Annotated in this window: 15 protein-coding genes; 6 read left to right on the plus strand and 9 right to left on the minus strand. The window is 68.1% G+C overall.

Annotated elements, in window-relative coordinates; translation table 11 throughout:
- Positions 1-8: 8 nt before the first annotated feature.
- A complete protein-coding gene (locus A9310_RS22700; RefSeq protein ID WP_083207499.1) occupies positions 9-740 on the plus strand; it encodes a tyrosine-protein phosphatase in 732 nt (243 codons plus the stop codon).
- Positions 733-1050, plus strand: a complete 318-nt coding sequence (locus A9310_RS22705; protein WP_065632492.1) for a DUF2470 domain-containing protein — start codon at positions 733-735, stop codon at positions 1048-1050. The genes A9310_RS22700 and A9310_RS22705 overlap by 8 nt, the downstream gene beginning before the upstream one ends.
- A gap of 3 nt (positions 1051-1053) precedes the next feature.
- Here the strand turns inward: A9310_RS22705 and A9310_RS22710 are convergent, their stop codons facing one another.
- On the minus strand, positions 1054-2061 hold the full coding sequence (locus tag A9310_RS22710; RefSeq protein WP_065632493.1) for a LacI family DNA-binding transcriptional regulator: 1008 nt from the start codon (positions 2059-2061) through the stop codon (positions 1054-1056).
- A 131-nt stretch (positions 2062-2192) separates the two neighbouring features.
- Here A9310_RS22710 and A9310_RS22715 point away from each other — a divergent pair, with 131 nt between their 5' ends.
- Positions 2193-3380 carry an acyl-CoA dehydrogenase family protein gene (locus tag A9310_RS22715; RefSeq protein WP_065632494.1) on the plus strand — a complete coding sequence of 396 codons (1188 nt, stop codon included), beginning with the start codon at positions 2193-2195 and terminating at the stop codon, positions 3378-3380.
- 131 nt (positions 3381-3511) lie between these two features.
- Complete coding sequence (locus A9310_RS22720; protein WP_065632495.1) at positions 3512-4195, plus strand: GAF and ANTAR domain-containing protein; 684 nt, start codon at positions 3512-3514, stop codon at positions 4193-4195.
- A 7-nt stretch (positions 4196-4202) separates the two neighbouring features.
- Here the strand turns inward: A9310_RS22720 and A9310_RS22725 are convergent, their stop codons facing one another.
- Positions 4203-4649, minus strand: a complete 447-nt coding sequence (locus A9310_RS22725; RefSeq protein ID WP_065632496.1) for an STAS domain-containing protein — start codon at positions 4647-4649, stop codon at positions 4203-4205.
- 439 nt (positions 4650-5088) lie between these two features.
- Here A9310_RS22725 and A9310_RS22730 point away from each other — a divergent pair, with 439 nt between their 5' ends.
- Complete coding sequence (locus tag A9310_RS22730) at positions 5089-5952, plus strand: RNA polymerase sigma factor SigF (RefSeq protein ID WP_065632497.1); 864 nt, start codon at positions 5089-5091, stop codon at positions 5950-5952.
- On the opposite strand, the gene A9310_RS22735 is transcribed toward A9310_RS22730, so the two are convergent.
- Together A9310_RS22735 and A9310_RS22740 are read right to left on the minus strand one after the other, a co-directional pair.
- Positions 5942-7120: a zinc-dependent alcohol dehydrogenase gene (locus tag A9310_RS22735; RefSeq protein ID WP_065632498.1), complete on the minus strand. Its 1179-nt coding sequence runs from the start codon at positions 7118-7120 to the stop codon at positions 5942-5944. The genes A9310_RS22730 and A9310_RS22735 overlap by 11 nt on opposite strands.
- A 3-nt stretch (positions 7121-7123) precedes the next feature.
- Positions 7124-7573 (minus strand): hypothetical protein, encoded by a 450-nt coding sequence (locus A9310_RS22740; RefSeq protein ID WP_065632499.1) that lies wholly within the window; start codon positions 7571-7573, stop codon positions 7124-7126.
- Positions 7574-7899: 326 nt separating this feature from the next.
- On the opposite strand from A9310_RS22740, the gene A9310_RS22745 reads away from it, so the two are divergent.
- Positions 7900-8325: an anti-sigma factor gene (locus A9310_RS22745; RefSeq protein WP_065632598.1), complete on the plus strand. Its 426-nt coding sequence runs from the start codon at positions 7900-7902 to the stop codon at positions 8323-8325.
- Here A9310_RS22745 and A9310_RS22750 read toward each other — a convergent pair.
- The 5 genes from A9310_RS22750 to A9310_RS22770 all read right to left on the minus strand — a co-directional run bounded on the left by A9310_RS22750 (position 8297) and on the right by A9310_RS22770 (position 13271).
- On the minus strand, positions 8297-9157 hold the full coding sequence (locus A9310_RS22750; protein WP_065632597.1) for a glycosyltransferase family 2 protein: 861 nt from the start codon (positions 9155-9157) through the stop codon (positions 8297-8299). The genes A9310_RS22745 and A9310_RS22750 overlap by 29 nt on opposite strands.
- The gene (locus A9310_RS22755) at positions 9154-10134 is read right to left on the minus strand and encodes a hypothetical protein (RefSeq protein ID WP_065632500.1); all 981 of its coding nucleotides are present in this window, start codon (positions 10132-10134) and stop codon (positions 9154-9156) included. The genes A9310_RS22750 and A9310_RS22755 overlap by 4 nt, the downstream gene beginning before the upstream one ends.
- The gene (locus A9310_RS22760; protein WP_065632501.1) at positions 10131-11237 is read right to left on the minus strand and encodes a glycosyltransferase family 4 protein; all 1107 of its coding nucleotides are present in this window, start codon (positions 11235-11237) and stop codon (positions 10131-10133) included. Before A9310_RS22760 ends, A9310_RS22755 begins: the two co-directional genes overlap by 4 nt.
- On the minus strand, positions 11230-12348 hold the full coding sequence (locus tag A9310_RS22765; RefSeq protein ID WP_065632502.1) for a glycosyltransferase: 1119 nt from the start codon (positions 12346-12348) through the stop codon (positions 11230-11232). Before A9310_RS22765 ends, A9310_RS22760 begins: the two co-directional genes overlap by 8 nt.
- A 254-nt stretch (positions 12349-12602) precedes the next feature.
- The gene (locus tag A9310_RS22770; RefSeq protein WP_065632503.1) at positions 12603-13271 is read right to left on the minus strand and encodes a PAS and ANTAR domain-containing protein; all 669 of its coding nucleotides are present in this window, start codon (positions 13269-13271) and stop codon (positions 12603-12605) included.
- Positions 13272-13323 lie beyond the last annotated feature (52 nt).

Below are 13323 nucleotides of genomic sequence, written 5' to 3' on the forward strand. Positions count from 1 at the left end.
GGACCGCCGTGACCCTCTCCTCCACCTCTGACCTGCGGACCTTCGCCAACATCCGGGACCTGGGCGGCATGCGGGTCGCCGGCGGCGGCGTCACTGCCGCCAACGTCCTGATCCGCAGCGACGCCCCCTATCCCGACGACGAGGACCCCGTCGGCCTGCCCTGGCCGCCGGCGACCGTCGTCGATCTGCGTGACCCCACCGAGCTGGGTCGGATGGCCGTCACGTGGCCGCCGAACGTTCGCGTCGTGCATCGTCCGGTGTCCTCGGGTGCCCGCGTCGACCGGCTCGCCGACACCGCGCTCGTCGAGATCTACACCGCGATGATGCGCACGGGCGGGCATCGACTCACCGCCGCGCTGAACGAGTTCGACTCCGAGGGCGCGACGCTCGTGCACTGCGCTGCCGGCAAGGACCGGACCGGGGTGATCATCGCGATCGCCCTGCTGTTGGCGGGCGTCGACGAGGAAGCGGTCGTCACCGACTATCACCGGACCGAGGACGGCATCGCCGGGGTGTTCGCGCGTCTGCGGTCCCGCAAGCGGATCCCGGCGGGCACCACGCTGGACGCCCCGATCCTGCGCACCCCGCGCGAGGCCATCGAACTCGTCGTCGGGGACGTGACCGGTGCGCGCGGCGGTGCGTGGGGATGGTTCGAGGAGCACGGCGGCGACGTCGACCACTTCCGGGGCTGGGTCTCGAGGTTCGTGCGTCCCGAGGGCGAGGAGGCCGGGCGTGACTGACGAGAACACTTCGGAATCAGCCCAATTCAGCCCGGGTGTCGTGGCAGCCGTGCTCGCGCACATGAACGACGATCATGCCGACGACTCGCTGCTGATCTGCCGTGTGCTGGGCGGGCGGCCCGATGCGGTCGCGGCGCGGATGACCGGATTCGACCACGAGGCAGCGACGTTCGACGCCACGGTTCCCGAGGGGGTCGTCGGGGTGCGGCTCGCCTGGGATCGCCCGGTCCGCGATCGTGGCGACGTCCGCACCGCGGTCGTCGCGATGTTCCGTGCGGCGCAAGAACGTTCGGGTACCTCTGCGCCCTGAGGGTCACGTGCTCCCGCGAACCATCAGTTCGACCGGGAGGCGGCGGGATTCGACGTCCCGCCCGGCGGCGAGGTCGAGGAGGCCGCGCACCGCGGTCTCGCCGATCTCCCGAGCGGGGGAGCGGACCGTCGTGAGCGGCACGGGGAGCTGGGCGGCCACCGGGATGTCGTTGTAGCCGATCAGGGCGAGGTCGTCGGGGATGCGGAGTCCGAGGTCGCGGGCGACACCGAGGACTCCGATGGCGATGGTGTCCGACACCGCGAAGATCGCCCGGGGACGGTCCGGACGATCGAGCAATGCACGCCCGGCCGCCGTCCCGCCGTGAACCTCGAAGTCGGAAGCGACGATGCGGTCGTCGGACAGCGTGATCCCGGCATGAGCCAGCTCGGTGCGGAACCCGCGGAGCCGGTCGGTGGCCGTCGTGGCGTGGCCGGGCCCGCCGATGACGGCGAGGTCGGTGTGACCGCGCTCCAGGAGATGCCGGGCGGCGATGCGTCCGCCGCGCACGTCGTCGCCGCCGACGAAGGGGAGTCCGGCCTCGGCGTGCCGGGTGAGGGTGAGCATCGGGAGGTCGCCGACCCGCAGGGACTCCACGAAGTCCCGGCCCGGCAGGTGTAGTCCGCTCAGCAGCAGACCGTCGACCTGCCGGCCGACGAGGAGTTCGATGGCCCGTCGCTGAGCGGCTTCCTCGTCGGGCGGGGACGACAGCAGGACCGAGTACCCGGCCCGGGTGGCGGCCTGTTCGATGCCCTGGTAGGTCGTGGCCACGACGCCGTCGGTGAGGCGGGTCATCGCGACCCCGATTGTGGTGGTTCGGCGGGTCCGCAGGCTGGCCGCCCACACATTGCGCTGGTAGCCGAGTTGGTCGGCGACCTCCCGCACCCGCAGAGCCGACGCCGACCATCCGTCGGCGGGCTCGGACTGTCGCAGCACCCGGGAGGCGGTGGACACGTGTACGCCGGCACGCCGGGCGATCTCCTTCAGCGTGGGGGCGCGCTGACCACTGACCACGCTGATCCTCTCTCTTGCTGATTGACCCGACGGCCGTCGAACACCTACCTTAGGCGATGCAAACGTTCGTGCAAACGTTCTCGTCGACGGCCCCCGCCCGCCGCGAGTCCCATTCTCGACGGAGGTCCGCCATGTCCCGCACCAGCACGTTGCCCCAGCTCTTCGCCCTGGACTCGTTGCTCGACGCCGACGAGATCGTTATCCGTGACAGCGTGCGGGACTTCGCGGCCTCGAAGTTGCGTCCGCACATCGCCGACTGGTTCGAGGATGCCCGGCTGCCGGCCCGCGACATCGCCCGCGAGCTGGGCGGACTCGGAGCGCTCGGCATGCACCTCGAGGGCTACGGCTGCCCCGGGATGAGCGCGATGTCCTACGGATTGACGTGCCTGGAACTCGAGGCCGTCGACTCCGGCATCCGCAGCCTGGTCTCGGTGCAGGGCTCGCTGGCGATGTTCTCCATCCACCGCTGGGGTTCGGAGGAGCAGAAGAACGAGTGGCTGCCGCGGATGGCGGCGGGCGAGGCGATCGGCTGTTTCGGCCTGACCGAGCCCGACTTCGGGTCCAACCCGTCGGGGATGCGCACCCACGCCAAGCGGGACGGCGACGACTGGGTGCTCAACGGGACGAAGATGTGGATCACCAACGGTTCGATCGCCGACGTCGCGGTGGTGTGGGCGCAGACCGACCTCGCCGACAGTCCCGGCGGCATCCGCGGGTTCGTCGTCCCGACCGACACACCGGGGTTCTCGGCGCCGGAGATCACCAAGAAGATGTCGCTGCGCGCCTCGGTCACCTCCGAGCTCGTGTTCGACGACGTGCGCCTTCCCGCCTCGGCGATGCTGCCGAAGGCGGAGGGGCTGCGCGGACCGCTGACCGCTCTCGGCGAGGCGCGCTTCGGGATCATCTTCGGGGCGATGGGTGCCGCCCGCGACTGCCTCGAGGCGGCCATCGAGTACGCGCAGTCCCGCCAGGTGTTCGACAAGCCGCTGGCCGGCTACCAGATCACCCAGACCAAGATCGCCGACATGGCGCTCGAGGTGGGCAAGGGTCACCTGCTGGCCTACCACCTCGGCCGTCTGAAGGACCGCGGCGAACTCACGCCCGAGCAGGTCAGCACCGGCAAGCTGAACAGCACCCGCGAGGCGATCGCGATCGCCCGCGAATGCCGAACCATCCTGGGCGCGAATGGCATCACTCTGGAGTATCCGGTGATCCGGCACGCCAACAACCTGGAGTCGGTGCTCACCTACGAGGGGACCTCGGAGGTCCACCAGCTCACGATCGGGCGCGCACTCACCGGGTCGGCGGCGTTTCGCTGAGGCAGTCAGGCGCCTGGCGGTAACCACCGGCGCCCACGGAACGTGGCGCAGTGGGTTACGTTGGACGAGCACGCCGAACAATGCGCGTCCGTGGTCGTTCGCTCACGTCGGGCGTCGAAAGGGGTTCGACCATGACCGATCCGGCTGACGATGACGTTCACCGCAAGATCGCGGATCTGGCGCGTGAATTACACGGCGACGACTCCGACGAGCAGGTTGCGAAGACGATCGTCGAGAACGCGCTGGTCGACATCCCCGGAGTCGCGTACGCCGGCCTCACCGTCGCAATCGACCGAAAATCGATCGCGTCGTTCGGGTCCACGCACGACGTTGCCGACGTACACGACCGTATTCAAGCGGAACTCGGTGAGGGACCGTGCATCTCGGCAGCGCTCGCCGATCGCATCGTCCGAGTCGACGACCTCGAGAACGAGCAGCGCTGGCCCGAATACCGCCGCCGCGCGCTCGTCGAGACGCCGATTCGTTCCGTCCTGTCGTTCCAGCTCTTCGCCGACACCACGTCGATCGGGGCGTTGAACCTCTACGCCGACGAGCCGTTCGCCTTCGACCTTCACGCCGAGGACATCGGGGTGGTCTTCGCGACGCATGCCGCCCTCGCGTGGAACAAGGTGAAGAAGGACAAGCAGTTCCACAGCGCCCTGGCCAACCGGGACGTCATCGGTCAGGCCAAGGGCATGCTGATGGAACGGTTCGACATCGACGCGGTGGCCGCCTTCGACCTGCTGAAGCGCCTGTCGCAGGACTCGAACACCAAGCTGGTCGACATCGCGCGTCAGATCACGACAGCACGGTGATCAGAGCTCACTCGGTGACGGTGAACTCCATCGTGCTCGGCCCGACCTGATCCTGGGTCAGAGCGCGTCCCGCGTCCTCGATGGACTCGAAAGTCTTGACATACGGCGCCATTCCGCAGAGTTCGAGGGGGCGGGTCACCGCGCGGCCACCCACGACCACCACTGGGACGAATCGGCGACCGGCGTCGTCGATGAACGAACGCAGTAGCACCAACCCGACGGTTCCGAAGAAGTTCAGGCCCGAGAAGTCGAGGACGATGCCGTCGACGGGGCCGCTGATCACGCGGTCGAGAGCGGCGGCGAAGTCGGCCGCCGAGTCGCGGTCGACGCTGCCGGAGAAGCCTTGCACGCAATACGATTTCGGGGAGACCAACTGGTGGGAATGGGCCTTCGGCGCGGACTCCGCAGTGGGATCGAACGCCGAACGAAAGATGGTTGAAGAGGTGAGAGCCATGATGTTCTCAATTCAGTCAAGTGCGTCTGGCCACGACCGTTACTTCTGGATCGGAAGCCTTGGTGCTGCACCGAATCGGCGTCAGTACCCCAAGTTCACGATCACCCGGTCAGAGGGATTGAGCGTGATGGTGGAAAGCGAGAAGGCCCTGGGCGCCCAACGCTCTAGAACGCAGCTTCTACCTGAACCGCATCTCTTACCCTACGTTGCACAAGAGCGACCTACAAGGTTGTGCCCACTTCGGCAGTTTCTATGCGGTGTGTTCCTGCCACGCGACGCCCTGACCAGCCGAGGGCCGCCGTGGCTGGACGCCGCCGGGCGACCGTGGTTGGGTGGACTCGGATATGCGTCGAACCCGGTGCGCACATCAGTCCTGTTCTGGATGCGGCACGAGGTCTGCGCATCGATCTCGAGCTGTCTTCGAAGTCTGGTGGTGAGAATGGCGTCGGGTGACCGGGGCGATCACGACGATTACAGTGATGTCCTTCCGGCTCTGCGGACCATGCACGAGGAGAAGGACGACGCTCGTCGTGCCCGGCTGCGGGAGGACGTCATCGCGAGGTGCCTGCCCCTGGCAGACCATGTCGCCAGGCGCTTCTCGGAGCGCGGGGAACCCATTGACGACCTGCGTCAAGTGGCGCGGATCGGTCTCATGCATGCCGTCGACCGTTTCGACGTCGAACGAGGCAACAATTTCCTGGCCTTCGCGGTCCCGACCGTCATGGGCGAGGTCAAGCGCTACTTCCGCGACAGCACCTGGTCCATCCGCGTGCCACGCCGGGCCCAGGAGGCGTCGCTCAACATCGCCAAGGCCAGCGAGGAGTTGCTGCAGTCCCTCGGACGGTCGCCGCGCCCGAGTGAGATCGCCCAGCACCTCGGGCTGCCCGTCAGCGAGGTGATCGAGGGCATGGTCGCCCGGTCGGCTTACACGGCGAGCTCGATCGATGCCGAAGCCGGTTCGTCGACCGACGGCTGGACGCTGGCCGACACCCTCGGCGACGAGGACGCGCGACTGGAACTCGTCGAAGAATTCGTCACGCTGCAGCCGGCCCTCGAGCGGCTGACCGAACGTGAGCGCACCATCCTCACGTTGCGGTTCTTCAAGTCCATGTCGCAGAGCGAGATCGCGCGTCAGGTGGGGATCTCCCAGATGCACGTGTCGCGCCTGCTGACGCGGATTCTCGAAACCCTGCGGTCCGAGGTCGTCGTCGACGAGGACGACACCGGCGGCGGCACTTCACAGGGCGACGGCGAGCGTGCCGCGACGAAGGGCCGCGGCACGCCACGCGGGTTCACGGCTTGAGGATCACCTTGACCATTCCGTCGTCCTTCTTCTGGAATGTCTCGTAGGCCTGCGGGGCCTCGCTGAGCGGTAGTTCGTGGGTGGCGAAGGTGTCGACGCCCAACGGGTCGTCGTCGGTCAGCAGCGGCATGATGTCGTCGACCCAGCGCTTCACGTTCGCCTGACCCATGTGCAGCCGAATCTGCTTGTCGAACATGGTCAGCATCGGCAGCGGGTCGGCCGCGCCGCCGTACACCCCGGAGAGCGAGATCGTGCCGCCGCGTTTGACGATGTCGATCGCTGAGTAGAGCGCGCCCAGCCGATCGGTACCCACCTCCGACATCGCCTTGCGGGCGACGGCGTCCGGTAGCAGGCCGACGACGCTCTGCAGCGCCTTGTTGATCGGCGACCCGTGGGCCTCCATGCCGACGGCGTCGATGACCGAATCGGTACCCAGTCCTCCGGTCAGGTCGCGGATGGCGTCGCCGACGTTGTCGACGGCGTCCAAGTTCACGGTCTCGATGCCGCGGGCCTCCGCCCGCGCGAGTCGCTCGGGCACGCGGTCGACGCCGATGACCCGCACTCCCTGGTGCGTGGCGATGCGGGCAGCCATGTCGCCGATGGGGCCGAGGCCCAGCACCGTGACGGTTCCGCCCTGGGGGATCTCGGCGTAGGCGACGGCCTGCCAGGCCGTCGGCAACACGTCCGAGAGATAGACGAACCGCGAGTCGGGCTTCTCCAGCGGCACCTTGATGTGGGTGAACTGGGCCTGCGGCACCCGGAGGTACTCGGCCTGCCCACCGGGCACGGAGCCGTAGAGCTGGGAATAGCCGAACAGCGCGGCGCCCATCCCTTGCTCGGTGACGCGGGTCGTCTCACACTGCGTCATGAGGCCCTCGTTGCAGAAAAGGCAAGAGCCGCAGGAGATCTGGAAGGGGATGACCACACGGTCGCCGACCCGCAGGTCGCCGGTGTCGCTGCCCACCTCCTCGACAATCCCCATCGGCTCGTGCCCGAGGATGTCGCCCGCCTGCATGAACGGACCGAGAACCTCGTAGAGGTGGAGGTCCGACCCGCAGATGTTGGTCGAGGTGACCTTGATGATGGCGTCGGTCGGTTCGATGATCTTCGGGTCGGGCACCGTCTCGACCGAGACGTTTCGCTTGCCCTGCCAGGTCACTGCACGCATTCTCTAGGCCTTTCCGTTGTCGGCTCGACGTTCTTCGCGAATCTCCGCGAGGCGGTCGTCTCGTCCTCGTTCACTCTTTCCGGCGTGTTCCACCGGGAAGTCGTGGAACCGCTCCTCGTAGCGTTCGGCTTCCTCGGCGGTGGTCTCGGGCTGGATCGGATCCTGATGGGCACGATCACCGTCGCGGGCCGCGCGACGTCGCAACAGGACGCGGCTGCCGATCAGCAGTCCGATCGCGAGCAGACCCATGACAACGGCGCCCACCGCCAGCCATACCGTGCCGTCGCGGTCACTCGCACCGGCGGCGATGGCGAGTCCGGCGAGCACCAACATGAGTCCGAGGCAGACGAAGCCGAGCAGGCCGACGGCCTTCAGTCCTCGCGACTTTCGTGCCGGGCGCCGCGCGATGGCCTCACGCGACGCGACTTCTCGTTCGGGTGTCAGATCTGGCATGGTTCACTCCCTGCGCTGTCTGGTAGTGGCTCGGTGGCCGGTGTGCTCGACACCGGCCTCGGTGCGGAGGGTTTACCGCGAGCGGCCGGCGATGAAACGTCGCCCCACCGCGCCCGCGTCGGTCATGGGACGGATGGAGACGTGAATCTCATCGAGTCATGATCTGGGTAAACGCTCTGCTAACGTGTCGACACGTGCTCGGGGGGGGGTACGTTCAGCGCGGCAAGGTCCTCCGGCCGCGGTTTGGAACACGGAATCACGGGGCACTCATGACCAGACCAGCCGAGATCGGCACCACCAATCAACGGGCGAAGAAGACTCATTTGATGACCGATTCCGACGCGACGTCCCAGCTATCGATCGACGGCGGTACGCCGACGGTCCTGCGGGTTCCGGCCGCCACCGATCGTCTCGCGCTGGTGCGCGCTCTGGTCGAGACCGCGCTGTACATCGACGACTGGGCGCTCGACGACGTCATCGACGCCAAGGTCGCCGTGGACGAGATCTGCTCGCAGATCATCTCCGCCGCCGCGGACGACTCGTCGATCGAACTCACCCTGCACATGTCGTCGCAGGGCGTGATCGGCGAGATCCGGGGCGAACTCGTACCGGACGTGACCCTGAAGCAGTCGACCTTTGGATGGCGAATCGTGCAGACCGTCACCGACACCCACACGATCTCCTACGACGAACCGCGCCCGGGTGCCGCCTCCCGCGGCGTCGTCATCGGGTTCTCGAAGTTCCGTCGCTGACCCGGAGCCACTCGTCGCCTGCGGTGTCGTAGGCGACCAGGCCGCGGTCGGCGAACGCGCGCAGCCACCCCTCCATGGGCCAGGTGCCCCATCGCCGGTGGAACACTCGTGCGTTGCGGAGGATGTCCGCGAGGTGTTCGACCGGCGGGTTCGAGACCGGATGGTGCTGGTGGTAGGCGTGCGCGCCGCCGACCCAGGCGATGCGAAACCCGTTGTCGCGCGCGGACATCGCGAAGTCCGTGTCCTCGCCGCCGTAACCGCGGTAGCCGGGGTGGAAGCCGCCGAGGGCGAGCCAGTCGGTGGCCCGGACGGCGAACGACAGCGACCAGAAGAGCATCAGCTCCGACGAGAGTTGTGTCTGCCCGGTTCCCGGTGACGGACGCGCAGGGTGTGGATCGGTGAACCGGGCGAGCTCGCGTGCATCGAAGGTCGGCTGGTCGCAGGGGAGGTAGGTGACCGGGCCGCAGTAGAGGACTTTGAGGTCCGGTGTGGCCGTGCAGGAGCGGAGGTAGCGCTCGAGCATGTCCGGGCCGGGGATGCAGTCGACGTCGAGGAACACCAAGAGCGAGGCCCCCGCGGTCATGGCGGCCGTGGCGCCGGCGTTCCGGGCATCGGCGAGTTGCAGCGTGTCCGGGTCGTCGTTGGCGAACCGGATGACCTCCACCGGGTGACCGTCGGTGACAGATGTGATGTCGGGGTCGTCCATGGCCACCACGAAATGCAGGTCGGGCCGCCGGGTCGAATGGGCGAACGCCTCGAGTTGTCGTCGAAGGTGGCGGTGCCGCCCCGACACGATTGTGATGACGGCGACCACCTCGGGGACGCCGGTCATCGGTGCGCGACCGCCTCGATCGCCCGCGCCGCACGTTCGGCGGCGCCGGCGGTGTGCCACCGCGACCACTCCGGCGACGAACTCCCGGCGGTGTCGAGAATCGAGCGCCAGCGTTCGGTGGACGGCCATGACGACGTGACGAGGGCGAGTTCGGAGCGTGCGAGGGTGTTGCCGGTTGCCCGTTGTTCAGCGAAGGGTCGGTCCTCGGGGATGACCACCGCCGGGCGCCCGGCCGCGGCGGCGTCGGCCACGCTTCCCTGACCCGCGCCGATGACGGTCACCCGCGCACTGCACAGGAAGGGCCACGGGTCGTCGACCCAGGTGCCGAAGGCGGGTCCGAGTCCGACGACGGTGTGCTCCGGGAGCTCCTCGCCGAGTGTGGTCGCCGGATGCGGGGCACCCGGTACCCCGCCCGCGCCGGTGACGACGAGGATGTCGGCGGCGAAGGTGGGGTGGGACACGGGGAGTCGTCCGTCGAACCGCGAGATACCGCCGGTGAAGACCGTTTTCGGCAGATGCTCCCGGAGCCAGTCCGGTTGATACAGCTCGGCGGGCCAGGGCGCGATGATCGCATCGGCCGCCCGGTAGGCGAGCTGATGCGGCAGATCGTCGCGAACGCCGGGCTGCGCCGTCACGATCACCGGCACGCCCATCAGCCGGAGAAAGAGGGTGACTTCCACCGATACGTCGACGACGACGGCGGCCGGTCGGCGCGTCTCGACGAACTCGGCCAGCTGCGCCATGCGTGTGCGTAGTCCGCCGTCGTGCCGTGGTGCCCAGTGCAGCAGGCCGCCGGCGTCGACGTCCCGCGGCTGCGGGTCGGAGTCGTCGCGCTCGAGCGTGATCACCTCGCCGAACACCGGGGCGGTCAGCGATGCGCTGGTCAGCGCGACGACGTCGGTGCCGATGTGGCCGGCGACGGCGGTGGCCCGGGAACAGTGTCCGCGGCCCTGATGGTGGACGTAGTAACCGATCACACCCCGACCTCCGGGCGGAGCGAGGAGTCGGCCAACGGCCGCCCGGCGACCAGATCGGCGTAGAGGTCGAGGTACCGATCGATCATCGCGATGTCCGAGCAGTGGTCCTCCGCGCGCCGACGCACGAGGCCCCGGTCGAGGGTGAGCGCATCGTCCACCGCGAGTGCCAGCGCGTCGATGTCGCCCGGCGGCACGAGGACTCCGGCGTGCTCGCCGACGATCTCGGGGATGCCGCCACGGGCGAAGCACGCCACCGGGGTGCCGCAGGCGAGTGATTCGGCGACGACGAGACCATAGGGCTCGTCCCACACCGGGGTCACCAGGGTGGCACCGCAGGAGCCGACCAGCCGCGCCAGGTCGTGCTGGTGGAGGTGTCCCTCGTAGTGGACGAGCCCGCCCAGCGACGGGGCGATCTGTTGCTCGAAATACCTTGTATCGCTGATGGGTCCGGCCAACCGGAGCCGACGCCCCGCGCGCTGGGCGGCCTCGATCGCGAGGTGGGCGCCCTTCTCCGGTACGAACCGGCCGAACCAGACCAGGTCGTCTCCGCCGGGGCCGGCGGGCCAGCGGTCCAGCTGAACTCCGTTGTGCACCACCGGGATATCGCCGAGCACATGCGACCAGGACTGTGCCGTGTGCCGGCTGACGGCGACGCAACGCGTAGCCGGCGCGAGGGTCAGAGCCGACTCGAGCCATGGCGTCGGCGGGGTGTGCAGCGTGGTGACCATCGGGGTCTCGACGGCCGGACCCATGGCGACCGGGAGGTAGTGCAGGCTGTGATTGTGGATCACGTCGTAGTCGCCGGGGTTGTTCGTGAACGACAGCATCAGCGACAGGTAGGCGTGATGATCCTGCAGCGCTTCGAGTTGGGGCATCGACACATCCGAGCGTGCGGCCGCGGAGGGCTCGAACAATTCGCCGCGCAGGCGATCCGAATCGACCGGCAGATCGCTACCCGCGCCCGCGAACAGCGTGACCTCGTGACCGGCGAGGGTGAGGGCGCGAGTGAGATGCCAGACGTGGGCCTCGAGTCCGCCCGCGAACGGCTGGGCGATCGGGTAGCGGCTCGACGCGACGATGGCGATCCTCAACGTGTCACGCATCCAGAGCCCGGGTGTAGAGGGCGGCGWGCTGCTCGGCGAGCGACTCGCGCTGCGCGCGCCGGTCGGGCCATGAGGCCGCCGCGGGACGAGCCGAATAGGCCTGTGCCAGGGCAGAAACGAGTGAGTCCGGATCGAAGGTGTCCTCGGTGAACTCGAAGGACAGGCAGTCCTGCTGCTCGCGGTAGAAGCCGCAGCTCGGCGCGATCACGGTGGTACCGAGATCGTGGCAGGCCTCGAGCCACCCGGAATGGGTTCCGAATCGGTACGGCAGTACCGACACGTCCACGCTCCGCAAGTAGTCCCACAGCTGATCGTCGGAGAAGTACTCGTGCACGAGCACGCGGGCATAGGGGTGCCGGGAGAGTGCCAGCGCCGTGGTGCCGAAATCCGCGTTGTACGCGTGCTTCCCGGGGACGAACACCTCGTCGTGGAGGTTGATCTGAACCGTCATGTCCGGGTAGTCCGCGGCCGCCTCGAGAAGGGTCATGATCACCGGCAGCGGATCCATGTTGGCGCGGATGCTCTTGGCGTGCACCCCCACCACGAAGTCGTCGGCGTGCGGCGCGCTCGGACCGAATCGGCCGGGCGGCACGACATGCGGGTGAGGCAGCACGGTCGCCTCGCGCTGCCAGCGGCGCGCGATCTCCCGGGAGACGCCGGGGGTCAGGGTGATGACCTCATCCGCCGCCGGTACGAGGATGTCCAGGACCTCCTCGTGGCGTCCCGGTTCGGGGTGATGCGGATTGCGCAGATCGTGGAGCGTGTACACGAGTGGTTTGCCGTGGGTGCGCAGCTCGTCGATCACCTTCGACATCACGGCCGGCTCGACGGCGTCGAACCCGAAGTGTAGGTGGAAGACGTCGAACTCGTTGTGATTCTTGGCGATCCACGCGGGATCGAGCATGAGCGGGGGCCACCAGCCGCCCGGCACCTTCGCGCCGTCGGCCGGGACCGGGTCGGGTAGACGCACAACCGAGACGGGACCGGCCTCGAGGCTGCTGACCGTTCCGTTCAGCGGCGACAGGTGGCGGACGTACACGTGGGAGCGCGGCACCGACGCGACGCGCACGCGGGTCGCACCGCCCCTCCCCGAACCGAGGCCCGCCGACATCGTCGACAGACCTCGCGTCGTGTTCGACCCCGTTGTCTCGAGGGTTGCTGTTCCGCCTGGCTGCGCACTGCTCACTGCCACATCCGTTCACTAGGGTCGCGACGGCTGTGTTCTCAACCGGGCCTGCACGATCGCGGCTTCGGCGAGCCGCAGATGACTGCCGGTTTCCGGCACCTATCTCGTGCCGGTGCGGATACCCCGGAATGTCGGCGGTGAAACCGCCCGTGGACGCGATGAACGGTGGTGCGTCGGTGCTACTTCGAGGACGAGGCGTTCTCGTTGTCGGAGAGGTGTGCGTTGAGCAGCAGATGATCGAACGACTGCCGGACCGGGTCCGGTAGCACCACGTATCGGTGGACGCCGGTGACGATCGACCGCGCGAGCTCGTTCACCTTGACGTTGGCCGTCTGCGAACGCCAGCGCATGACCTCGAACGCGCGATCGGCGCTCACGCCGTAGGCCAGCGAGATCATGCCCTTGGCCTGCTCGATGACGCCCTGGTGCTCGCGGAATCGCGCGACGTGCTCGTCGACGCGGTCCTTGACGGCCTTCTCCTCGATCGCCGTCAGATCGAGATAGAACCCCTCGGCGCCGATCACGGCGCCGGATTCGTCGGTGAGTTGCTGCGACACCACCGCGACGTGGCGGACCTCACCTTTGGTGTCGACGATGCGATGACGGCTCGAGAACGGGATCCGGCGGTCGAGCATCGTCGCAAGCAGCTCTTCGAACGACTGCCGGTCGTCCGGGTGCTTGTGCCCCGCGATCAGCTCGGTCGTCGGAGTGACCTCACCGGGCCGGTAACCATGCATCTCGGCGACCTCGTCGGACCACTCCCATCCCTGGGTGTCGAACAAGAACCGGAAGCTGCCGACGTGACTGATACGGGACTCGCCGGCGGTGTGATCGTTGGCGTCTGTCACCCTCACCCCTACAAACCACAAATCAACAAGAATGCCAGCGGTCTCGGGCGAA

Origin of the sequence: Gordonia sp. UCD-TK1 (genome assembly GCF_001691435.1) — a bacterium.
In the GTDB taxonomy this organism is placed as follows: domain Bacteria; phylum Actinomycetota; class Actinomycetes; order Mycobacteriales; family Mycobacteriaceae; genus Gordonia; species Gordonia hongkongensis.

Excerpts from the sequence above, each read along its gene's own strand:
- A9310_RS22715 (WP_065632494.1), top strand. The coding sequence starts at position 2,193 with ATGTCCCGCACCAGCACGTTGCCCCAGCTCTTCGCCCTGGACTCGTTG.
- A9310_RS22720 (WP_065632495.1), top strand. The coding sequence starts at position 3,512 with ATGACCGATCCGGCTGACGATGACGTTCACCGCAAGATCGCGGATCTG.
- A9310_RS22725 (WP_065632496.1), bottom strand. The coding sequence starts at position 4,649 with ATGGCTCTCACCTCTTCAACCATCTTTCGTTCGGCGTTCGATCCCACT.
- A9310_RS22730 (WP_065632497.1), top strand. The coding sequence starts at position 5,089 with ATGGCGTCGGGTGACCGGGGCGATCACGACGATTACAGTGATGTCCTT.
- A9310_RS22735 (WP_065632498.1), bottom strand. The coding sequence starts at position 7,120 with ATGCGTGCAGTGACCTGGCAGGGCAAGCGAAACGTCTCGGTCGAGACG.
- A9310_RS22740 (WP_065632499.1), bottom strand. The coding sequence starts at position 7,573 with ATGCCAGATCTGACACCCGAACGAGAAGTCGCGTCGCGTGAGGCCATC.
- A9310_RS22745 (WP_065632598.1), top strand. The coding sequence starts at position 7,900 with ATGACCGATTCCGACGCGACGTCCCAGCTATCGATCGACGGCGGTACG.
- A9310_RS22750 (WP_065632597.1), bottom strand. The coding sequence starts at position 9,157 with ATGACCGGCGTCCCCGAGGTGGTCGCCGTCATCACAATCGTGTCGGGG.
- A9310_RS22760 (WP_065632501.1), bottom strand. The coding sequence starts at position 11,237 with ATGCGTGACACGTTGAGGATCGCCATCGTCGCGTCGAGCCGCTACCCG.